This window comes from Acinetobacter sp. IK40 (assembly GCF_035615075.1).
In the GTDB taxonomy this organism is placed as follows: Bacteria; Pseudomonadota; Gammaproteobacteria; order Pseudomonadales; family Moraxellaceae; genus Acinetobacter; species Acinetobacter courvalinii.
The window spans coordinates 176193-199063 of the sequence record NZ_JANBOE010000006.1; the positions used below are offsets into that span (position 1 = coordinate 176193).

Below are 22871 nucleotides of genomic sequence, written 5' to 3' on the forward strand. Positions count from 1 at the left end.
TATGAAAAATTCTATTACATTTACTTCAGGATGCGCTATTAGTGCCTATAGTTTCTGTTTATCAGCAAATGTTGATAGATTGGATACATGGGATTGCTTTAGTAAAACAATCATTTATAAACATTTAGAACAGCAAAACCGGTCATGTTTGGATTTGGAAGGATGGAAAGTTATTTCAGTTGCTTACCAAATTAGAGAGGGTGAACCTTCCATTATTTCACTTGATCAAGAAGGGGGTGTTGGGATATTTCAACAAAATAATAATGAACATCAAGAAATTAGATATAAATTAGAGGAAAAAATTTATGGGCAATTTAATCATGTCCGTGTAATTAACGGTGATCTTTATGCTTGTGGAGATGGAAGTCAAGTTTATAAGAATAACCAGAATGAATGGAAATCTATTGGAATTGGATTGGAAGAAGACCCTATTGAATTGAAAAATCAGGATTTATCCTTTTTAGAATATGAAAATGATTTAGATTTTAATCGATGCTTTTATGATATAAATGGATTTAATAACAATGCCTTATACGTATGTGGAACACAAAAAGAAGCTGGGTTTATGGCCTTCTTTAATGGTAATAATTGGATAGAGGTTAATCGAATTGCGACTTCTGCATTGTATGGGATTACATTATGTCGAGATGGGAAAAATATTTTAATTACTGGGCAACATGGCACACTTCTGGAAGGGAATATAGATGAGGGGTTTAAAAGTCTAAAAAATAGAAGTATAAATTCGACTTTTTATAATGCAGCTTTTTATCAAGAAATGATTTACATAGCTTCCGAGCAGGGGTTATATAAATATGCAGATTCGGAATACTCCATCGTTCCTGAGTTAAGTGATATACAAGGGGTCATCTCTGTTGAGGAAAAAGATGGAGTTCTTTGGGTACTTAGCTATAAGCACTTGATTCGGTTTGATGGAAAAACATGGGATAGAATCAGTCATCCTGACAATGATGAAAGATAATAAATGAACAAGATTTAATTTTAAGTTTAAAAAAGCCCCATATATGATGGGCTTTAATCTATTCTAAATGTACGTTATTACTGTACCAGCTCTACTTGCCCAGTATGCCAACCACCACCTAAAGCCCGAATAAGATCTACACTGGCAATCATTCGACTGCCATGAAGCTGAGCAGCGAATTGCTCTTGCTGCAAGATACTCCGATCAGAATCAATCACATCCAGATAACTAATGCTGCCTTCACGATAACGCAAATGTGAGAGCTGATTGGCATGTCGGGATGCAGCAAGTGCTTGCCCCTGTGCCTGAATTTGCTGATCCAGAATACGCTGATCAGACAAACCATTTTCAACCTCACGGAAAGCATTCAGCACCGTCTGCCGATAATTGGCCACACTTTGTTCATAGCTAGCCCGAGCTTGCGCAACACCTGCCTTATGTTGCCCGCCATCAAATAACGGTAAAGACAAAATTGTGCCTGCAACAGGGCCGAGTAAAAAAGTTCGACTCGACCATTTGCCTAAATCACCTAAACTTGCAGATTCATAACCCAGTGCACCAGTGAGATCAAGTTTGGGGAAAAAGGCAGCACGGGCAATACCGATTCGGGCGTTATCGGCTGCCATGGCACGCTCAGCGGCAGCGATATCGGGACGACGTTCAAGCAAGCTCGAAGGTAAACCCGCAGGCAAGCGAATCACTGTAGCAGACAAGGGTTGAATCGCTAAGCTAAAATCAGCAGGCGCTTTCCCGAGTAATACTGCCAGTGCATGTTCGGTACTGGCACGATTCCGTGTAATACTGAGTGCAGTGCTTTGGGCGGTTGAGAGTTCCGTTTGCGCACGTGAAACATCCAGATCACTGACGAGACCATTGCGATAACGTGCTTGGATCAAATTTTGATTCTCGGTCAGTAACTTGATGTTTTGCGTATAGATGGCCTGTTCAGCATCGAATTGACGAATCAGAAAGTAAGCCTGCGCCACATCAGCTTGCAAGGCTAACAGTGCAGAATGATAAAGTGCCTCCTGTTGCTGTACATCTGCAGTCGCCGCATTGACACTGCTGGCAATTCGTCCAAATAAGTCCAGTTCATAGGAGACATTGGCTTGTGCCCGCCATAAGGTACGTGCAGATGTAGATGCATCCGAATCAGGTCCTAAAGACGCAGGTGAGGGTTTTTGGCGGGTTGGCCCAAAACCTGCGCCGATGCTAGGTAAGCGTTCAGCTTGTGCAGCAGACCTTAATGCCCGTGAGGCCTGAATATTGGCTGATGCGGCCTTTAAATTCTGGTTACCCACAATTGCCTGTTGTTCCAGATCATTCAGTTGTGGATCATTAAAAATACGCCACCATTCACCGCGAGGTTGTGCATCGGCAGGTTGGGCAATGCTCCAGTTGGGATCGTTCAACTTAGCATCAGCTTCCTTGAATTGCAGTGGAATAACCACCTTGGCAGGCTGATATTCCGGTGCCAATGAGCAGCCTGCAAGCAGCAGGCTTCCCATGAGTGAGGAGCGTATCCAGTGAGGTTTGAATCCTGTCATGTCCTGCTCCTTAATGATCGTGTGAACTGTGCAGAGGTGCTTCATGCACAGCCGCCGAATGCAGTTTATGTTTGCTGTTCAGGGTACGAATCAATACATAGAAGGCAGGCGTCAGGAACAAACCAAAGAAGGTCACTCCGATCATGCCAAAGAACACCGCAACGCCCATGGCATGACGCATTTCAGCACCAGCACCGGTTGATGTGACCAGTGGCACCACACCCATAATGAAGGCAATTGAAGTCATCAGGATCGGACGCAAACGTAATCGACTGGCTTCAACCGCAGCATTGAATGCGGTCGCGCCTTGCATTTCCAGTTCTCGGGCAAATTCCACGATCAAGATGGCATTCTTACAGGCCAGCCCGACCAGTACCATCAAGCCGATTTGGGTAAAGATGTTGTTATCACCGCCTGTGAGCCAAACCCCTGTTAGTGCCGCCAAGATACCCATTGGCACAATCAGAATCACGGCTAATGGCAAGGTCAGGCTTTCATATTGCGCTGCCAAGACCAAGAACACTAACAGCACACTGATCGGGAACACCCACAATCCGGCATTACCTGCCAAGATCTTTTGATAGGTCAGATCGGTCCATTCAAATTTTACCCCTCGTGGCAAGGTTTCAGCGGCAATGCGCTCAACTGCAGCTTCGGCTTGGCTGGATGAGTAGCCCGGTGCAGGACCCCCGTTAATATCGGCAGCAGTATAGCCGTTATAACGCACCACCATTTCCGGGCCATAGGTTTCAGTGACATTGACCAGAGAAGACAGCGGTACCATTTGTCCTGCATTGTTACGGGTTTTAAGCTGTAAAATATCTTCAGGATTGGCACGGAATGGCGCATCGGCTTGAGCACGTACCTGATAGACACGACCAAAGCGGTTAAAGTCATTCACATATTGTGAACCGAGGTAAATCTGCATGGTGTTAAATACATCGGTCACGGCAACGCCTTGTTGCTTGGCTTTGACCCGATCCAGATCGACATTCAGTTGCGGTACATTGATTTGATAACTGGAGAACATTGGCCCCAATTCAGGTGCAGATTGTGCCGCCTTCATAAAGGATTGTGCTGCGTTATTCAATTCGGCATAGCCTAAAGCACCGCGATCTTCGAGCTGCAGTTTAAAGCCGCCCATGGTGCCGAGACCCATCACCGGTGGTGGCGGGAAGACCGCAATATAAGCATCCTGAATCGCGGCGTATTTCTGATTTAAAGCACCGGCAATGGCATTGGCAGAAAGATCGGCTGCTTTGCGTTCAGCGAAAGGTTTTAAGGTCACAAACACAATCCCTGCGCTGGAACTGTTGGTAAAACCATTAATGGATAAGCCAGGGAAAGCCACCGCACTTTCTACGCCAGGTTGTTTCAGCGCAGCATCACTCATTTTACGAATCACGGTTTCGGTTCGATCCAGTGAAGCGCCATTGGGTAATTGGGCAAAGCTGATCAGGTATTGCTTATCTTGTGCGGGCACAAAGCCACCCGGAACGATATAAGAAATTCCGATGGTCAGACCAAGTAAAGCTGCATACACACCCATCGCTGAGGCTTTATGGGAAATCACCCGGCTGACACCACGGCCATATTGATCAGAGGCACGTGAGAATACGCGATTAAACAGGGCAAAGAAGCGTCCGAAAACACGATTCATTACACGGGTCAGGACGTCTGGTTTGGCATCATGACCTTTCAGCAACATGGCGGCCAACGCAGGAGACAGGGTGAGTGAGTTGAAGGCCGAAATCACGGTAGAGATGGCAATGGTCATGGCGAATTGTTTATAGAATTGCCCTGTTAAACCAGTCATAAAGGCCAGCGGAACGAACACGGCAACCAAGGTCAATGCAATCGCGATAATCGGTCCACTGACTTCACGCATGGCACGGTAAGTCGCATCTCGTGGACTGAGTCCTGCTTCAATATTCCGCTCGACATTCTCCACCACCACAATGGCATCATCGACCACGATCCCGATGGCGAGCACCATCCCGAACAGTGACAGGGCATTGATGGAATAACCAAAGGCCAGCATCAAGGCGAAGGTACCAATGATTGAAACAGGCACGGCCAGTAACGGAATAATCGAGGCACGCCATGTTTGTAGGAACAGAATCACCACCACAACCACCAGTGCAATCGCTTCAAGCAGGGTATGAATCACCGCTTTGATACTTGAGCGCACGAATTGGGTTGGGTCGTAAACAATGTCGTATTTAATTGAGGCTGGAAAATCTTTGGACAGTTCCGCCATGGTACTACGCACTTGATCCGAGACCTGTAAGGCATTGGCACCTGGAGCTTGGAAAATTGGAATCGCCACCGCCTGTTTATTGTCCAGTAATGAACGTAAACCATATTGCGAAGCGGCCAGTTCAACACGTGCCACATCACCGAGTCGCGTTACTGCACCATCCGTAGCCGTTTTTAAAATAATATCGGCAAATTCCTGTTCGGTACTTAAACGGCCTTGTGCATTCACCGAGAGTTGTAAAGGTGAATTATTGGGCGCTGCACCAATGGTTCCTGCGGCAACCTGAATATTCTGTTCACGAATTGCATTCACAATTTCAGTCGCGGTGAGATTACGTTGCGCCACCTTTTGTGGATCTAACCATACGCGCATGGCGTAATCACCCGAACCAAACAGGCCGACTTCACCCACACCCTGTAGACGTGCCAGACGGTCTTTGACATTGAGTACGGCATAGTTCCGCAAGTAGGTCATGTCATAGCGATTATCCGGTGAGGTCAGATGCACCACCATGGTCAAGGTTGGTGAGCTTTTTAGCGTGGTCACACCGAGACGTTGTACATCTTCGGGTAAACGAGGTAGGGCTTGAGAAACCCGATTCTGGACCAGTTGCTGGGCTTTATCGGGATCAATCCCAAGCTTGAAATTGACGGTAATGGTCAAGTTGCCATCGCTGTTGGCCTGAGACTGCATATACAGCATGTTCTCTACGCCGTTGATGGATTCCTCCAGCGGAGAAGCAACGGTTTCAGCGATAACTTTAGGGTTGGCACCCGGATATTGGGCACGCACCACCACAGAGGGTGGCACCACTTCTGGATATTCAGAAATAGGTAGTTGGAAAAGGGAGAGTAGGCCCGCCAGTAGAATCAGAACGGACAGTACCCCAGCAAAGATCGGGCGATCAATAAAAAATTTAGAAATATTCATGAGGATTAACCTTTTGCCGAAGTTGAGGTTTTTTCTGTAGGCTGAGGTTGTTGTGCTGTGTTATCGGTGATGATTTGAGGATTCGGCATAGGAACGAGTTGAGGTTTGACAGGATCACCCGGACGGATACGTTGTAAACCATTCACCACAATACGATCACCGACTTGCAGACCACTATTGATGATTTGTAGGCCGTCTTGTTGCGCGCCGAGTTTTACTTCACGGTATGCAGTTTGATTTTTCGCATCGACTACCACCACAAAACGTTTGTCCTGATCAACACCAATCGCAGTTGGGCTAATCAGAATGGCTGAGCGAGGTTGTCCACCGCCCAGACGAATGCGGGCATACAGTCCAGGAAGCATCACACCTTTAGGATTATCGAAGGTAGCGCGGACACGGATGGTGCCTGAGGTGGTATTTAAATTATTGTCGATCGAACTGATATAACCTTCACGGCTAAAACCAGATTCATTGGCAAGACCAAGATAAACAGGGACTTGGCCTGAATTGCGTTGATTGCTGATGTATTTTAAATAAGTTTGTTCATCGACATCGAAAGAAGCATACAGACGTGATACCGAAACCAAACTGGTCAGCACCTGTGCGCCATTACCTGCGGAAACCACATTACCCACCGTGACTTCGGCACGGGAAATACGCCCACTGACAGGGGCTGTAATACGGGTATATTCCAGATTTAGATGGGCAGTTTCAACGGCTGCTTTGGTGGCCTGTAAATTGGCATTGGCTGAGCGGGCTTCATTTTGCGCTTGATCAAGTTCTTGACGGGCAATCGCATTACTTTGAATTAAACGCTGGTTCCGGTCTAGATTTGCTGAGGTGTAGGTGACTTGTGCTTCAGCAGAAGCCATTTGCGCTTTGGCGCGATTCAGTTCTGCTTCAAAAGGGCGAGGATCAATGGTAAACAGCAGGTCGCCTTTGTTTACTAAACTGCCATCTTTAAAATGCACGGCAATCAGTTTGCCTGAAACTTGTGGACGGACATCGACTTGATCGATGGCTTCGAGACGTCCCGAATATTCTTGCCAGTCGGTAATGGTTTGACTGACGACATTGGCTACATCAACGGTTGCCGCTGACGGCGCAGTTGTTGTTGAAGTCGCTTTGGCATCTGCATTTTCTTGGAAGAGAATAAAACTGCCACCTGTTGCAAAAATAGCAATAATGACAGCAGACAGCGTCAGCTGCTTGCGGGAAAGTGACATGGGATGCTCCTGGTTATTTGAATCCCTGTTTTCAGACTTTTTGTTGTGGTCTGTATGGGAGAAACAGGTTTATGGAATGGAAGGAGCATAAAAGTTTGTCAATTACGAATAAATATACTAAATTTGATAACACTATTCGTATTTTTATAACAATTGATGCATAAAATCCAAAAAATGCATCAATGGGAGTGGCCCATGGATCTATTTCATGCAATGAAAGTCTTTAATAAAGTGGTTGAAACCAACAGCTTTAGTCTGGCTGCGGATAGTCTGGGGCTGCCACGTGCATCGGTGACTACCACGATTCAGGCTTTAGAAAAACATTTACAGGTTCGCCTGCTGAATCGAACCACGCGTAAACTGAGTCTAACCCCTGATGGGGCAGTCTATTATGACCGTAGCTTGAGAATTTTGGCGGACGTGGAAGATATTGAAGCATCTTTCCATGATGAGGAACGAGGGCCGCGAGGTCGATTACGGATTGATGTTCCCGTTTCGATTGGTCGTTTGATTCTGATTCCAAGGTTGAGAGATTTTCATCAACGTTATCCGGATATTGATCTGGTCATTGGAATGAATGATCGTCCTGTGGATTTGGTGGGTGAGGCGGTAGATTGTGCAATTCGGGTGGGAGAATTACAGGACTCGAGTTTAATTGCCCGCCGTATTGGCACTTTTCAGTGTGCAACAGCGGCATCAGCATGCTATTTAGAAAAATATGGTGAACCGAAAACACTTGAGGATTTGCAAAAGAATCATCAAGCCATTCATTTCTTTTCCAGTCGTACAGGGCGTAATTTTGACTGGGATTTTGTGGTCGATGACCTGATTCAAAGTGTCAGTGTTAATGGGCAGGTGTCTGTCAATGATGGTGATGCCTATATCGATTTGGCGCTGCAAGGCTTTGGCCTGATTCAAGGACCACGTTATATGCTGACCAATCACTTTGAGGCGGGGACTTTAAAAGAAGTCTTGCCCCAATGGACGCCTGCACCGATGCCGATTTCGGTAGTATATTTGCAGAGTCGACATTTATCACAAAAGGTTCGGGTCTTTGTTGACTGGGTGGCGGAGCTGTTTGCAGGCTGCCCATTGCTTGGGGGGAGTGCGTTACCTTTGGATCAAAAATGTGAATTTGCCTGTGACCAGAAAACCAATCATGAATATACCATTCGTACTTTGGTGGAACAGCATAATATTGCTGAAGCAAGGGCGTTAAAGACTTGATTTTTAAATCATCTGAGCGATGACCAACATATTGGACTAGATTCCACCATTAGAAGGCGTTTTCTAAATCATCTACACGATGACGAACGTAATCTCAATGAACTCTGAGTTCTTGTCAGATTTCTAAATCATCTACGCGATGAGCAACTCTCGACAGGGTATTTACCATCGTTATGAAATTTTCTAAATCATCTGTGCGATGACGAACACCTTTAACCTGAATTTGCAGCTTGTTGATATTTTCTAAATCATCTATACGATGACGAACAGAGAGCTTGTCTCACATCATTATTATATTGATTTCTAAATCATCTATACGATGACGAACGTGAAGGCTGGACCAGCAGGGATGCGTTCTAATTTCTAAATCATCTATACGATGACGAACGACAACATTCAGTACTACGTGACAGCGATCCATTTCTAAATCATCTACGCGATGAGCAACTCATTGAGGGTGTTGGTTGGGTCATGGAAGAATTTCTAAATCATCTACGCGATGAGCAACGTTTGGTTTTTGCTGTTTGTCGCAGCTTTGATTTTCTAAATCATCTATGCGATGAGTAACGCTGGGATGATAGCAAGCGCCTGTTTCTGTGATTTCTAAATCATCTGTGCGATGACGAACATGTATACAAGGATTATTGCACACATGTTTTATTTCTAAATCATCTACACGATGACGAACATTTACGCCTAGATTTTCAAGCGTTGGGACAGTTTCTAAATCATCTACACGATGACGAATGGTCTCGGTATGAACCATAATACGACCAGTATTTTCTAAATCATCTATGCGATGACGAACTAATGCCATTTGTGGATGGAGACGCAATTTTTTTCTAAATCATCTATGCGATGAGGAACTTCTATCACAGCACCAGTTGTGGCTGAATGCGTTTCTAAATCATCTATGCGATGAGGAACCTGATTTAATGCGCTTGGGTAGCAATGTGGGATTTATAAATCATCTATGCGATGAGGAACGAGTGTGTTTACAAGATGTCATTCCACAGGTATTTCTAAATCATCTATGCGATGACGAACATTATGCGCCCATGCATTCATTTCCTGATCCCTTTCTAAATCATCTACGCGATGAGCAACCTCTTTTGGAGCTGCAACATCAAAGCGCTCAGTTTCTAAATCATCTACACGATGACGAACCGTTTGCTGGCGCCCAGTGGGAAGGCCAATTGTTTCTAAATCATCTATGCGATGAGCAACTTTGGCGCGAACGTTTTATGAATGCATATTATTTTCTAAATCATCTACACGATGACGAACCGATTTGAGCGTGAAAAGCTGTCACAGACAATTTTCTAAATCATCTACACGATGACGAACAAATCCCTTCTAAGGAAGATATGCGCCGTGAATTTCTAAATCATCTACACGATGACGAACAAGGAACTTCAAGGCCATTTCGATGTAATTATTTTCTAAATCATCTACGCGATGAGGAACAATAGCTGCCCGCCTGGTACGGTGATTGAATTTTTCTAAATCATCTATGCGATGAGGAACATTTTGGTTCTATCAATAGTATGGATTTATTATTTCTAAATCATCTATGCGATGAGGAACGATTCGACCTGCAGCATTCTGCGCCCAGAATTTTTCTAAATCATCTATGCGATGAGGAACATCAAAGATTTCACTGTCATAGTTTGCGCCATTTTCTAAATCATCTATGCGATGAGGAACGAAAACGCACCTCAGACTATGAATCCATTTATTTTCTAAATCATCTACGCGATGAGCAACAACTATCTTCTGTTTGATGAACTCTACCAGTATTTCTAAATCATCTACGCGATGAGCAACCCATCCTGCATGTCCACGCAACCGATCCAGCACTTTCTAAATCATCTACGCGATGAGCAACTAACAGACGTAGTACAAATGGCGGTTCAAGTTTTTCTAAATCATCTACGCGATGAGCAACCCATGCAAGGGCGCGGCCCTCAATGTTTGATATTTCTAAATCATCTACGCGATGAGCAACATATTTCTGAGTTGAAGATCATTTCCAAGAATTTTCTAAATCATCTACGCGATGAGCAACATCTAGGTCGAGGTTCAGAGATATTCGGGCTCTTTCTAAATCATCTACGCGATGAGCAACCCGTAGCAGGGCATAAAAGAAAACCTCCTGAATTTCTAAATCATCTACGCGATGAGCAACCGCGGCTAGCACGCAATCTAGTTTTGTCATTCTTTTCTAAATCATCTACGCGATGAGCAACCATAATAGTTCGCTTGCACTATCACGTGCTAAATTTCTAAATCATCTACGCGATGAGCAACCCTCGATCATCCCAATCATTTGTAAGTTCGACATTTCTAAATCATCTACGCGATGAGCAACCTTTCACAGATCCGTATCGCACTTAAGGAATTTTTCTAAATCATCTACGCGATGAGCAACGTTCTTCAAGTAGATTAAATCTGATCACCATTTTTCTAAATCATCTACGCGATGAGCAACGGCTTACCCCCAGATCCACAAAGCTAATTGCTTTTCTAAATCATCTACGCGATGAGCAACTTGCGAGCTTCTGAAATTCGGCGCATGAGATGTTTCTAAATCATCTACGCGATGAGCAACAATTTAATACCGTGTTTTGCAGCAAGCTCTTTTTTCTAAATCATCTATGCGATGAGGAACCGAGATCATCGTTGATAGAAAATTAAGATTCTTTTCTAAATCATCTATGCGATGAGGAACGTAGCGTGGGACCAAGCGGGCGCGGACATTCTTTTCTAAATCATCTATGCGATGAGGAACGGCGTAGTGATGCAAGAGCTACAGCATGGGGATTTCTAAATCATCTATGCGATGAGCAACCGATTGATGCTTGTTCCATGATTTTTACTCTTTTTCTAAATCATCTATGCGATGAGCAACTTTTATGCCTAAAATTAAGGAGCGCTCTTAATTTTCTAAATCATCTATGCGATGAGCAACCTCCAGTGGTCGGGCAGCCAACAACAATATATTTTCTAAATCATCTATGCGATGAGCAACGTCATATCGATGAGCATGTTAACGATCAATGCTTTCTAAATCATCTATGCGATGAGCAACTGTTGAATATGCATGACTCGAAAATTGCCAAGTTTCTAAATCATCTATGCGATGAGCAACGAGAATCTGTTCGTCAGTGGCTTTGGTCATAATTTCTAAATCATCTATGCGATGAGCAACCAATTCAAGCCTCGGCTGATACATCACCAGAATTTCTAAATCATCTATGCGATGAGCAACAATATGGTGCAGCGTCAGCTACTGGTTATCAATTTCTAAATCATCTATGCGATGAGCAACTGAATAATGTTCTGCATCTAATTGGAGTAAATTTTCTAAATCATCTATGCGATGAGCAACCGAACTGGAATAATACAGAAATGTATCTTATTTTTCTAAATCATCTATGCGATGAGCAACAAAGGAGCTGGAATCTCTAGCTCAAGCTTTATTTTCTAAATCATCTATGCGATGAGCAACAGTCAAAGTCGATCAATTCACCTTCATCTTCTTTTCTAAATCATCTATGCGATGAGCAACTTGCAGATAACACTAGCCTTGAAACTCAAGATTTTCTAAATCATCTATGCGATGAGCAACATTCATTGTTAAGCGAATAGCAATGCCAGAAATTTCTAAATCATCTATGCGATGAGCAACGTTTTGCATTCAAAAAATTACTTGTTGGTGCTTTTCTAAATCATCTATGCGATGAGCAACTGGTAGGATGGTTCGTTTCGCAGGCAGTTAATTTTCTAAATCATCTATGCGATGAGCAACGCAACCATGTTCCCAGGGGGAACTATTGGCCATTTCTAAATCATCTATGCGATGAGCAACTATTAAACCTGACACCATCTTTTCCACGAGATTTTCTAAATCATCTATGCGATGAGCAACCTAAGAAGTTGCCTATCTACTTCTCTGATCTTTTTCTAAATCATCTATGCGATGAGCAACACATGGTTAAAAATTTTAACCACTTCGGATATTTTCTAAATCATCTATGCGATGAGCAACAATCGATACAAACGAAATCATCTCATCAACCTTTTCTAAATCATCTATGCGATGAGCAACTTTCCAAAACTTCGCCGCTCGCGTTGGCTTGGTTTCTAAATCATCTATGCGATGAGCAACCTTCACCGTGGCTTTTTTATGGGCTTTTTATTTTTCTAAATCATCTATGCGATGAGCAACATCCATTGATATTTGAATACAACTGACGCACTTTTCTAAATCATCTATGCGATGAGCAACTATTTCCTTATCGGCCTCACCGTTTCCGAACTTTTCTAAATCATCTATGCGATGAGCAACTATTTCCTTATCGGCCTCACCGTTTCCGAACTTTTCTAAATCATCTATGCGATGAGCAACGTCATTGCCTGATCCGTAGCGGAGCTTAGCGTTTTCTAAATCATCTATGCGATGAGCAACATTTATTCTGATATTAATGGTTTAAAAATTGATTTCTAAATCATCTATGCGATGAGCAACTTAACCAAGCAACAAGAGGAGTACCTGCTGCATTTCTAAATCATCTATGCGATGAGCAACCTTTTGCATCTGGATTGGGTTGCTGCAAGCTATTTCTAAATCATCTATGCGATGAGCAACACCTTATTGAGATGAAAAAGGGGGCAAATAGTTTTCTAAATCATCTATGCGATGAGCAACTCGTTCGACCCACAATCAATCGAACTGATAATTTTCTAAATCATCTATGCGATGAGCAACTAGAGTTAAGTTAATACAAAACTCTTAAAATCAATTATATAAGTTTTTAATGAGTGAAAATACTTCGTTATGAGGTATAAGTCTTAATTATATGATTTTATTTGATTTTGCTACATATGTCAGTAATGAAGCTAAACATGTAATCCAAAATATCTTGATCTTGACAGGTTTCAATAAGTTGCATCCGGAATTCTTTTTGATTTAATCCTTTTGCGGCACATGTAAAAGCGATTGGCATCACAAAAGCATCTTTAACCAGATCGGCGAGGTCAAAGACTAGACCTCCACGACGTGTTTTACCATGCAGAATAGGGAGGGCAAAGCTAATTCCCATGCCATTTAAAGCCACTGCTGTATAGCCATAGGCAATATAATTTCCATGATCGAGATAACTGTTGGCGATATCAACAATAGTATCGTGAGAGTTTTTTCCTTCATCACGCGTAAACTCAAGGCCAAAACCTTTAGCAAGTTGTTTATATAACGCTTTGGCCCAACGTCCTTCGGCAGCAAGTAATTCCTGTTGATTCTCGGAGCGATCAATATCTTGTTTAAATGTGTTTAAAGCATTTTCGTCAATATAAATACCAGATTGAATCAAATCAAAATTCTTTTTCCAAGCCTGTGATACGAGGGCAATACGTTCGAGTAATAATATTTTTGCCATGAGTAAGCGTGCATCATCTTCTAGCCATGCTTTCATCCAGATTTGCATATATTCAGTGGGACGATATTCACTTTGAGGCGCTAAAAATGTTAAGTCTAATGATGAAAATAAAGGGGAACCGCCGGAACCGCAAAACCCAACCATGACATTAGATTCTGCTAAACGCCGAGCAGCTGCATCTGTTAATGAACTGCCTTTGCCAAGGAGTAAAAAGGCGGTGTTTTTCTCGGGAATATTATAAAAATATTCCACAGGTTGTGAGTTCTCCGTCAAGTAAACAATTCGATCATCTTTTAAAACGACACGAACTCTTTCGAGATAAAATACGCAGGCACGCTTTGAAAGCAGAAGAGGGCGGCTGCGTTCTTGACGGAGTTGACTCATATCATATTTCCTTAAAAGACGGGTAGGGCAAAAGGACTTTCCTTACGGGCAAGGCCATAACTGTCTGGTAAGCCGTATCCCGCATTTTCGCTGTCCTGCACATCAATAATCACTGTAAAACCATGACCTGTACTGCTGACCACCTGAAAGAAGGGCATTCCTTTGGCAGTTTTTAAGCGTCTATCTCTTAAAGGTTCATTTTGATGAGAAAGCTTTGTGCGTTCAGCTTTCTGAGTTGGAATACGAAACTTTCGATAACTTTTCCAACCAGAAATTTTGGCAGCAGGAACAGCAATTGCGACACCTAAAACGGTATAGTCGCGAATTTTCCAGTGTCCTTTAATTGCCTCGATTAACCCATCTAACTCCTCCTGTTTTTCTGCAAAAATTCGCAAAATATCAAAGTCAGGTTTAGCTGAACGACCATGTTTTTTTTCAAACTGTTCCTGCTTCGCTTTCAATTTATTGGATATCTCCAACGCAAGCGCGTAATGTGCAGGTAGTTTTCGAAATGCACCATGAATCACGGTGTAAATTTGATTCCGAATATGGCCCAGTTTTAAATCCGTATCATCTGATGATTCAAGAACACGGATATCCAGATAGTAATTGGCATCCATGATTATTCACCCTCAGAGTACACGCCACCGCGAATTAAACATGCAATCAGGAACATACCTTTTTCGCTGTTTGGGTCAAGCTCATCAATTTCTTTTAAAATATCGAATGCAGAAACTTTATCTTTACCCACACGATAGAAAATCTGCCCTTCTAGGTTTGCCCCATTAGGCTCTACTGCAATTGGCTTTTCATCATTTTCTTTAAACTGTGGATACCAGGTATCAATTGTTCTTAGCGCATTTCCGATTTTTTGGTCCCGTAATGCAGCTTGACCCAGATATTGGTTGTCATTTGCTTTGTGGTCTGGTCTTTTCGGTGTTAATTGATATAAAGATCGAGAGAAACCTTTTGGTTTATCTTCCAAGTAATTCTGAGATGGGAAAACTTCTACACCACCCATTCCAAAGTCAACAATCGCTTCAATATGCAATGCTGCACTTGTGGATTCGCCAGTAATTCCTTTTAACAAAATGTCTGCTAGTTTTTGTTCTTGTTCAGATGGTTGATCAAAACTCTTGAGGTTGTAGGAAAGGGCATCAAAACTCAATGTTTCAGGGTGGTCCTGAGCCGTCACTTGAATGGTAATGCTTTCAGCGACAATGCGGTTACGCCATAACCAGCGACCATTCACGATATTACGTACATAACGACGCACAACTTCTTTAAGTCCATCGCTTTCTTTGGTGCGATTTACAAAATTTAAGAAAGCTTGGCGGAAATTATATTCTTCGCTTTTGTCAGCACCCGCTTTAGAAGCACTTGCAAACAGTACATAGCTCAAGTCAATAAAACGGAAATCCCATTTCACCAAAAGTTTGGCTTTAGGTTGTAATTTTGCAGATTCGGTCAACTGAATATTGGTTACTTCACGAGCAAGTGAATTACCTGTTGCAGCACCTTTTTCTTTATTACCTGCGACATTTTGAGTCCCTCGAATACCGTGATACATCACATGTAAAGGCTCTTGTTTGCCATCTTCAAATAAGTTAAAAAATGCGCCATCACTCACTACTGTGCCGCGTTGTAAAGAAAGGCTACCTGGTAATTTCTTAAAAATCGTCATATGAAAAATTCCTTATGTTCAAAAATGATTTATGCATTAACGCAATTTTGTTTTAAAAGAAAAATGTCGTCTTGCGGCCAGTGGTAGGTCCACAATAGTTTTTGCAAGTTATGCCAAGTGTCATCCTCAGCCTCAGTATTTTTCCTTAGAATCTCACCTAAAGAAAAATACTGAACAATGCCGGTAAGCGGTTCTGCATAGGCATGTGCTGTCGTTTCCTGATCTTGTGCTTGGCGAATACCAGCCCGTTGGTCTGTAAGTGGCTCAAGCAGGGCGTACCCTAAATTAGTTGCCGATATCCAACTTAAATTTTGATCATTAAAGAAAGCTCTAAGCGCATCTGCTTTTAATGCCAGGAGTTGGGTAAAAGCCTGAACACGATTTATTTGTTGACGTTGCTGATATTCAATAAGCAAATCTTGTCGATCTAAAATGACAAATCCAGTTTTGATTTTCTTTAGGGCTGCTTCTAATTCATTTTCAGCATGGGTGGTAATGTCTAAAAACTCGATAATTTGTCCGCCAGCAAAACGGCTACGTTTAAGTATGTTTGTTAGTTTTTCTGGACTAATCCGAGAGCTACTAAATTTAATCACAAGGCTAAACTCTAAATGACAAGATGCAGTTGGTTGTAAAGACAACGCATATTTATTTTTAGAAGAATAGTCCTTTTTACCAATAAACACGGCACCACGACGTTGAGCAGGCGTAAAGCGGCCATAGGCTTGCCCACCTAAACGCTGTTGGTCATGATGAATATAAATAATGCCTTGTTCTTGAGTGCCTAATTGTCTTGCCAAATGATGTGCAAACATGTTGGCTGCAAATAAAGGTACACCGCCTAATAACAGGCCATTACTTTGCATATTTGCATTTTGTACTCGCATACGAGGAATAACGACATAACGACTCATCGAATAATCTCCCGTAAGCGGCGGGCGATATAACCTTCAGCATTGCTATCTAGGCTAATCGTTATAGTTTCATTATTGATTTCGATATCAAAGGTCTCATTGGTGATTTTTCTAGCTAAATAATCTGAGAATTTAATTCTCCAGCTATCATCCCTTAGCTCTGGGTCAACCAAACCTTGTAAAACAAAGGAAAGACTCGGATGAACCCAGAATGAAGGACGCTCAATTTCTTCCATACTTGGTAAAATTGATTCAGCCTCTTCTAAAATATTTTTTTGAAAAGTCGCCTGTCTTAATACATCTTTAGCAAGGATATTCAGGAAAATAACTTCCTGATCTCGTACATCCCGATTGGTAGAAGGAGCGAAAATCTCGAGGTCATGCCAATTTTGAATGGTATTGGTCGCGGTGATAATAAGCTGGCGATTTAAAATCTCTGACCACTCTTTAATCGCTTCTTTTGCCCGTTTAGTTCCATGAAGCAGTTTTATCTTGCGGGATAGCCTTATGGTGAATCCGTTATAGAAAATTGCTAAAGCTTGACGTACTTTTTCACTTGCTTGAGGAGCATCCACTGTAATAGGGCGTTGCATTGAACGCACTAGGCTTCCGACATTTTGTGGATTAGCTCCACCTATACCAAAAACAGCCGTTTGAATACGGTTAAACTCGCTGTCTTTTTCTTTGCGTAATTCATTTACAGTATCAACTTCCTGGTTCACAAGATAATTTACACCAGCAGCAGTAAGTGGACTCACTGAAACATATTCACCATTTTTTGGAATTAAAAGCTGGCGCATACGAATATCAATGTTTTCTGTACCTGCTTGATACGGCTCATTAAAAACAGATGAAATGGATGGCTTGAGCTGTTCCACTTGTTGTTGAAATTCTGCGTCTTCTGAACTGATCTCATCATTAATCATGGCCGCTTTTACGACTTTAAAAATAGAAGCTGTTTTACCTGCATTTGCCTGATAATCAGTAGGAATCAGAAAGTCTTCATTTAATAAAGTTCGAGCACTGAGATAGGGTAAATCAAGTGCTTGTTGTTTACTTAAACGAATCCCGCCTTTCTCAATATTGGAGTTAATCGTTTTTAAACTAAAGTGCACTGATTCTTCTAAGGCATTTATAAAAATATCAGTTTGTGGTTCAGGCATTATCTTCCCCGTTTTTGTTATCTAGCCAATTTTTAACACATTATTTAAAAAATGAAAGTATTGAAGCGGAGATCTGCGACAAATTAAGTCGTAGAGACAATTGAAGGAAAATATTATATGCTTTATAAATTTAGCCTAAGACGATTAGGTTGAATTTTAAAAAATTAGAAAAATTAATATAATTCAATATATTATATTATTACTCTTTTTTTAAAGGTTTTTGTTTCATTAAAACTTTATATTATTATTTTTAAGAGTTTTGTTTTGACTGAGCTCTAGTTGTTCATCGCATAGATGATTTAGAAAGTTTATAAAAAACAAATACCCTAATTCAAAAAAGTTGTTCATCGCATAGATGATTTAGAAAGTTACCCCAAAGGCTCAAGAGTTGAGCGCGTCGTTGTTCATCGCATAGATGATTTAGAAACCAGTGAGCCTTGTTCCTAGATTCGTTAAACAGTTGTTCATCGCATAGATGATTTAGAAAATGATAACAAGGCTGTCAGGTTCACAGGTACGGTTGTTCATCGCATAGATGATTTAGAAAAAGAACAAGGCCTGATTAGTGGGGCTGATGTAGTTGTTCATCGTATAGATGATTTAGAAAACCAGGTCTTTTTATAACGTGGCTTGATCGTCGTTGTTCATCGCGTAGATGATTTAGAAATTGATGTTATTGATGCCTACAGACGTGCTTTGGTTGCTCATCGCGTAGATGATTTAGAAAAAATGAGCTTTTATTCTTTTCTTCAACAAAGAGTTTGTCATCGTGTAGATGATTTAGAAAACTTCATTCAATGTTTAAGGCGACATATTCTGTCGTTAAAAACTGGTATTAAGCAGATTAAAACTTTCTCTTTTTAAAACAAAAGATTATATTTTCACTACATTTAAATTTTAACAATAAACTATGCATGTCATTCTGATCTCAGCTTGTGAAAAAAGAGCCTTAAAGAAAACTCGAGCGATCTTGGATAGTTATGCGATTCGTACAGGACATTCGTCGTGGCAAGCACCCATGACCATGGAAGGCTTAAAAGAAATTCGTAGTGCATTAAAAAAAGTCGCCACCCGACAAACTGCGGTAGCCGCCTATATTAATTTTGGTGTACGAAGAATGAAGCTGGTATGGGTTGTGGGCGCAAAACATAAATTTGCCTATGACGGTGCATATCCAGTTGCATCGACCAAAAAACAACAAAAGTTATTGATGCTAGATGAATGGGTCAAAGCAAGTAGCTTGTTGGCAGGTGCAGCAGGGGACATGCATGATATTGGTAAGGCCTCACAACATTTTCAGAACAAATTAAGTCCAGAAATGGCAGGGCAAAAAATTAGAGATGATATTCGACATGAATGGTTGTCTCTAAAATTATTGCAACAACTCAGAAAAAATGGATGGGACTGGCAACTTGCCTGGAAGAATTTAGGTAAAGGTTTAGATAAATTTACTTTAGGTGATCGACAGGAAATTGAACAGGGAATCCAAAACGAATTAGAAGCAGTCGATTATTTGGTTGTTACGCATCATGGCTTATTAGGTGTTGAGCCTAATGGTGAGGACAAACCACCTTTCGATTCGTTACCTCACTATAAAAATCATGTCCGTACATTAGTTCCAAGTCGTGAGCAAATAACCAGTGCAGCTGAGTTGCCAGACTCTATTTTTAAAAGCCATCAAAAACGTATGCAGCGTTTAACCGCATTAGTACCACAACAAAAAGCAGATCAGCTTTTGTATTGGAAAGCCTTAGCATTGCATTCACGAGCAGCTCTGATTCATGCCGATCATATTGTCTCGGCACAACAATATTCTTTGCAAAAACCTGAAAATATATCGTTATTTGCCAATACCAAGCTTAAAAATATAGGCCCAGACAAAAAAGCCAAATTACAAGATCAGCCACTAGAATGGCATTTACACCAAGTCGGAAATCGGGCTTCACGCATCGCAGTTCAAATGATGACTGATTTGAGTTTATCTGGCCTATCTGAACAAACGGTTGAATACATTTGCCAGCCAACAACTCACCCACGTTTCCAATGGCAAAATATCGCAGCAAATGCATTGCAAAAGAATATACAAAAGCATCCTGAAACACCGGCACTGGTATTTAATATTGCAGGGACAGGAAGTGGTAAAACCCGTATGAATTTGCGCGCTGCTTGTACTTTACGACCAGATGACCCAAGACTAGCAATTGCGCTTAATTTGCGTTCTCTAACTTTGCAGACTGGGCATGCGCTTAAAACGTCGATGAATCTATCGGAAGATGAAATCGCTGTGATTATTGGTGATACTGTTACTCAGAATTTATTCGATCAAAGTAAAGAGAAAATTGAGTTTGTTGATGAAGATGAAAATCATCCTGAGCCTATGTTTGATGCTTGGGGTGAGGACTGTGAATTACCTGAATGGTTACATCCATTGTTTACGGTTGAAAAAAATGGACGTAAAGTTTTAGATCAAAAGGAAACAACCATTCTTGCTTCACCATTATTGGTGTCAACCATTGATTATCTGATTGCAGCAGGTGAGCCCCATCGACAAGGACATCACGTTAAAGCATTACTTAGAATAATGAGTAGTGATTTAATTTTAGATGAAGTGGATGGTTATGAACCTAAGGCATTGATTGCCGTGTTGCGTTTAGTTCAGCTCGCTGCTTTGTATAGTCGGAACGTGATTTGTTCGTCGGCAACCTTATCACTGACCGTTGCCAAAACAATTCATCGGGCTTTTGAGTCAGGTATACAGATGCGGGCGGCTCTGTATGGAAATGAGAAAAAATCAATCATTGCGATTATTGATAATGAACTTAAACCGCAGGTCTGGTTAGAACGATCAAATCAAAAATCAGAATTTAATGAAAATTATCAAAAGCATTTAGATGATTTACAAGTTCACTTGCTCTCTAAGCCTACTCATCGACTGGCTCAGTTGCTTTCATTACCTGAAACGACCGTTTTAGTGTGGAAACAGTCGGTATTGGCAGCAGTAAAGCAACTTCATCAAGCGCATGCATGGCATTTTAAAAAGACCGAAAAGAAAATCTCTTTGGGACTTATACGGGTTGCCAATATTAAACATGCAATTCGGCTTGCCCAATTTTTATCAGATCATTTACCTGAGGCAAACATCGCTTGTTATCATGCAAATGACTGGCTTATTTCAAGATTTTATAAAGAGCAACGTTTAGATCAGCTTTTAACACGCCATAAAGATGGTAAAAAAAGAAAAACGGGTAATGAGCAGATCGAGCAAGATAATGAAATGATTGATCTCATTCAAAAATCTAATTCTCTAAATATTCCATTTATTGTGATTGCAACACCAGTGGAAGAAGTCGGGCGAGATCATGATTTTGATTGGGCGATTATTGATGCATCAAGTGTGCAATCCATTGTACAAACGGCTGGCCGAGTGAACCGTCATCGCTTAGAAAAAGTACAACAACCCAATATTATGATTCCACAGTGGAATTATCGTTATTGTGAACAACGAGACATTGAAAAACGTAAGCAACACAGTAAGCAGCGTCGCCCTGTATTTGTATACCCTGGCTATGAAGGGTATGGTTCATCAGATATATCAACATATTCACCTCAAGATTTAAGTGAACTTTTACCGTGGGATCATCAATCTCAATTAGTCATTAATGCCCGACTACGTTTTGATCAAGTAAACTGTTTGTTTGCAAAATATGATGACCAACAAATAGGAAGTTTTTGCCAAAATTATTTTAATGATCAAGGGGAGCAGTTATTTTCTCGGTCGGATGTCGATGCAAGTATCATGACAGAGAATATTTACAATTTAACGCCTTTACGTGAACGTAATTATCAAGAAACCTATAGGTTTGAGTGGACTGATAGCTTGATTGTTAAAAAACAAGTGTATGGTTTAGATGAAAAAGCGACGAAAACTTTAAAATATCCCAAATATGGTTTGGTATGGGATCAAGTGGAATTCGAAGAAATTCCTGCTAAACCACAAGCATGGTTAGCTCTCGATCCACAACACATGCAAGATTATTGTGATGAGTACCATATTGCCATTGAGCAAGGCTGCCGTATATCTTTAACACCTTACAATAGAGATGAAGTACCGACTTGGTCTTATGATTATGGCTTTGGGGTGATGCAAAAAAGTTAAATATAAAATTTTCATTTATGCATAAGGATAGACTTATTAACTATCACATAGTTTTATCTTAACAAATCAACAGCAACCGATATTCGCCTTTTTTTTCAATTGGCGCTCGATGAACACAAGGCAAGACCTGTTGGGTGGGGTGATCTACAGCCAAGCGCCAAAGATGTCCGATCCCTAAATTGACTGGTTGAGCATCAGGTTGGGCTTGATAATGCAAATCAAAAAAGTATTCTTGCAAGAAGTGTTCAAATTCAGCTTCCGGCCCGTCATGTAATTTTCTGAGCTGTTCTCTGATTTCCGGGATTAAAATTTTTTGCTCAACCTGATCATTAGGCAAGATTTCGCTAGCCGCCCCATGATAGGTGCATAAAAATGTATCCGTTGCGATGGGCGACCGATCGACGTGATAGGAATAGACATCTGTTGAAATGAAATCCAGTTCGTCATCGCGCTGGTAACTTTCAATTAAATTAAGAGTAGGTAAGGCTCCAAGATCAGTCAATAACTGTATATCCTGCAAAATCATTGTTCTAGCTAGATTCCCTTGTTCTGAAAGGTGCAGTGCTAAAAGGTCTTCTGCCGAAATTTCGGTAACATTTTCTTTTAACTGAAGCTGAGTCACGATTTCTTTAAAATCTCCAACCGGACTTCTATGCCAGCAAAGCGCATTCATTTCTCCTTGGAAATGAGTGTTAATCAGTTCAGAGAAAGTAGATACCACACCGACTTGCTTGTGATCAGAAAATGTATTGTTCATATCAGCAGTAAAAAAGAAACCATCCACAGTAATATACACTGAGTTTTTGAAGATTTTTAATTTGATTTATTCGAGGAGATTAACTTTAAGCAACTGGATGAATTGGTGGTAGGCAGTTGCCTTAGTTAAGTAAAAATATAGATGTGCTGGGGCATTAAGGTGAGCGGAAAGAGCAGTTTTGAAAGATAGTATTTTATAAATTG

At 41.3% G+C, this 22871-nt stretch carries 12 protein-coding genes and 2 CRISPR repeat arrays; of the genes, 3 read left to right on the forward strand and 9 right to left on the reverse strand.

Annotation, left to right across the window (positions count from 1 at the left end):
- Window position 1 precedes the first annotated feature (1 nt).
- A complete protein-coding gene (locus MSG93_RS12340; RefSeq protein WP_324622040.1) occupies window positions 2-979 on the forward strand; it encodes a hypothetical protein in 978 nt (325 codons plus the stop codon).
- Between the two features lie 77 nt (window positions 980-1056).
- Here the strand turns inward: MSG93_RS12340 and MSG93_RS12345 are convergent, their stop codons facing one another.
- Genes MSG93_RS12345 through MSG93_RS12355 form a run of 3 tightly spaced genes read right to left on the reverse strand, consistent with a single transcriptional unit; the run spans window position 1057 to window position 6945 of the window.
- Entirely contained in the window at window positions 1057-2526 is a 1470-nt protein-coding gene (locus tag MSG93_RS12345) for an efflux transporter outer membrane subunit (RefSeq protein WP_324622041.1), read from the reverse strand.
- Between the two features lie 10 nt (window positions 2527-2536).
- A complete protein-coding gene (gene adeG, locus MSG93_RS12350) occupies window positions 2537-5716 on the reverse strand; it encodes a multidrug efflux RND transporter permease subunit AdeG (protein WP_324622042.1) in 3180 nt (1059 codons plus the stop codon).
- Between the two features lie 5 nt (window positions 5717-5721).
- Window positions 5722-6945, reverse strand: coding sequence for an efflux RND transporter periplasmic adaptor subunit (locus MSG93_RS12355; RefSeq protein ID WP_324622043.1), 1224 nt, complete (start codon window positions 6943-6945; stop codon window positions 5722-5724).
- Between the two features lie 195 nt (window positions 6946-7140).
- On the opposite strand from MSG93_RS12355, the gene MSG93_RS12360 reads away from it, so the two are divergent.
- Window positions 7141-8172: a LysR family transcriptional regulator gene (locus MSG93_RS12360; RefSeq protein WP_324622044.1), complete on the forward strand. Its 1032-nt coding sequence runs from the start codon at window positions 7141-7143 to the stop codon at window positions 8170-8172.
- Window positions 8173-12943: a CRISPR direct-repeat array (repeat unit 28 nt; unit sequence TTTCTAAATCATCTATGCGATGAGCAAC).
- 97 nt (window positions 12944-13040) lie between these two features.
- Here the strand turns inward: MSG93_RS12360 and cas1f are convergent.
- The 5 genes from cas1f to MSG93_RS12385 are packed head-to-tail and all read right to left on the reverse strand — an operon-like array spanning window position 13041 to window position 17755.
- Entirely contained in the window at window positions 13041-13994 is a 954-nt protein-coding gene (gene cas1f, locus MSG93_RS12365; RefSeq protein WP_324622045.1) for a type I-F CRISPR-associated endonuclease Cas1f, read from the reverse strand.
- A gap of 11 nt (window positions 13995-14005) precedes the next feature.
- Window positions 14006-14614 (reverse strand): type I-F CRISPR-associated endoribonuclease Cas6/Csy4, encoded by a 609-nt coding sequence (locus MSG93_RS12370; RefSeq protein WP_324622046.1) that lies wholly within the window; start codon window positions 14612-14614, stop codon window positions 14006-14008.
- Window positions 14615-14616: 2 nt separating this feature from the next.
- Window positions 14617-15678, reverse strand: coding sequence for a type I-F CRISPR-associated protein Csy3 (csy3, locus tag MSG93_RS12375; RefSeq protein ID WP_324622047.1), 1062 nt, complete (start codon window positions 15676-15678; stop codon window positions 14617-14619).
- Between the two features lie 29 nt (window positions 15679-15707).
- A complete protein-coding gene (gene csy2, locus MSG93_RS12380; protein WP_324622048.1) occupies window positions 15708-16592 on the reverse strand; it encodes a type I-F CRISPR-associated protein Csy2 in 885 nt (294 codons plus the stop codon).
- Window positions 16589-17755, reverse strand: coding sequence for a hypothetical protein (locus MSG93_RS12385; protein WP_324622049.1), 1167 nt, complete (start codon window positions 17753-17755; stop codon window positions 16589-16591). The genes csy2 and MSG93_RS12385 overlap by 4 nt, the downstream gene beginning before the upstream one ends.
- A 278-nt stretch (window positions 17756-18033) precedes the next feature.
- Window positions 18034-18542: a CRISPR direct-repeat array (repeat unit 28 nt; unit sequence GTTGTTCATCGCATAGATGATTTAGAAA).
- Window positions 18543-18665: 123 nt separating this feature from the next.
- Here MSG93_RS12385 and cas3f point away from each other — a divergent pair.
- On the forward strand, window positions 18666-21911 hold the full coding sequence (gene cas3f / locus MSG93_RS12390) for a type I-F CRISPR-associated helicase Cas3f (RefSeq protein WP_324622050.1): 3246 nt from the start codon (window positions 18666-18668) through the stop codon (window positions 21909-21911).
- Between the two features lie 58 nt (window positions 21912-21969).
- On the opposite strand, the gene MSG93_RS12395 is transcribed toward cas3f, so the two are convergent.
- Window positions 21970-22668: a DUF1826 domain-containing protein gene (locus MSG93_RS12395; protein WP_324622109.1), complete on the reverse strand. Its 699-nt coding sequence runs from the start codon at window positions 22666-22668 to the stop codon at window positions 21970-21972.
- Window positions 22669-22871: the final 203 nt, after the last annotated feature.

Bases quoted from the DNA above. Each gene is read 5' to 3' on its own strand.
- MSG93_RS12340 (WP_324622040.1), top strand. From the start codon at position 2: ATGAAAAATTCTATTACATTTACTTCAGGATGCGCTATTAGTGCCTAT.
- cas3f (WP_324622050.1), top strand. From the start codon at position 18,666: ATGCATGTCATTCTGATCTCAGCTTGTGAAAAAAGAGCCTTAAAGAAA.
- MSG93_RS12345 (WP_324622041.1), bottom strand. From the start codon at position 2,526: ATGACAGGATTCAAACCTCACTGGATACGCTCCTCACTCATGGGAAGC.
- csy2 (WP_324622048.1), bottom strand. From the start codon at position 16,592: ATGAGTCGTTATGTCGTTATTCCTCGTATGCGAGTACAAAATGCAAAT.
- cas1f (WP_324622045.1), bottom strand. From the start codon at position 13,994: ATGAGTCAACTCCGTCAAGAACGCAGCCGCCCTCTTCTGCTTTCAAAG.
- MSG93_RS12385 (WP_324622049.1), bottom strand. From the start codon at position 17,755: ATGCCTGAACCACAAACTGATATTTTTATAAATGCCTTAGAAGAATCA.
- MSG93_RS12360 (WP_324622044.1), top strand. From the start codon at position 7,141: ATGGATCTATTTCATGCAATGAAAGTCTTTAATAAAGTGGTTGAAACC.
- adeG (WP_324622042.1), bottom strand. From the start codon at position 5,716: ATGAATATTTCTAAATTTTTTATTGATCGCCCGATCTTTGCTGGGGTA.
- MSG93_RS12395 (WP_324622109.1), bottom strand. From the start codon at position 22,668: ATGAACAATACATTTTCTGATCACAAGCAAGTCGGTGTGGTATCTACT.
- MSG93_RS12355 (WP_324622043.1), bottom strand. From the start codon at position 6,945: ATGTCACTTTCCCGCAAGCAGCTGACGCTGTCTGCTGTCATTATTGCT.
- MSG93_RS12370 (WP_324622046.1), bottom strand. From the start codon at position 14,614: ATGGATGCCAATTACTATCTGGATATCCGTGTTCTTGAATCATCAGAT.
- csy3 (WP_324622047.1), bottom strand. From the start codon at position 15,678: ATGACGATTTTTAAGAAATTACCAGGTAGCCTTTCTTTACAACGCGGC.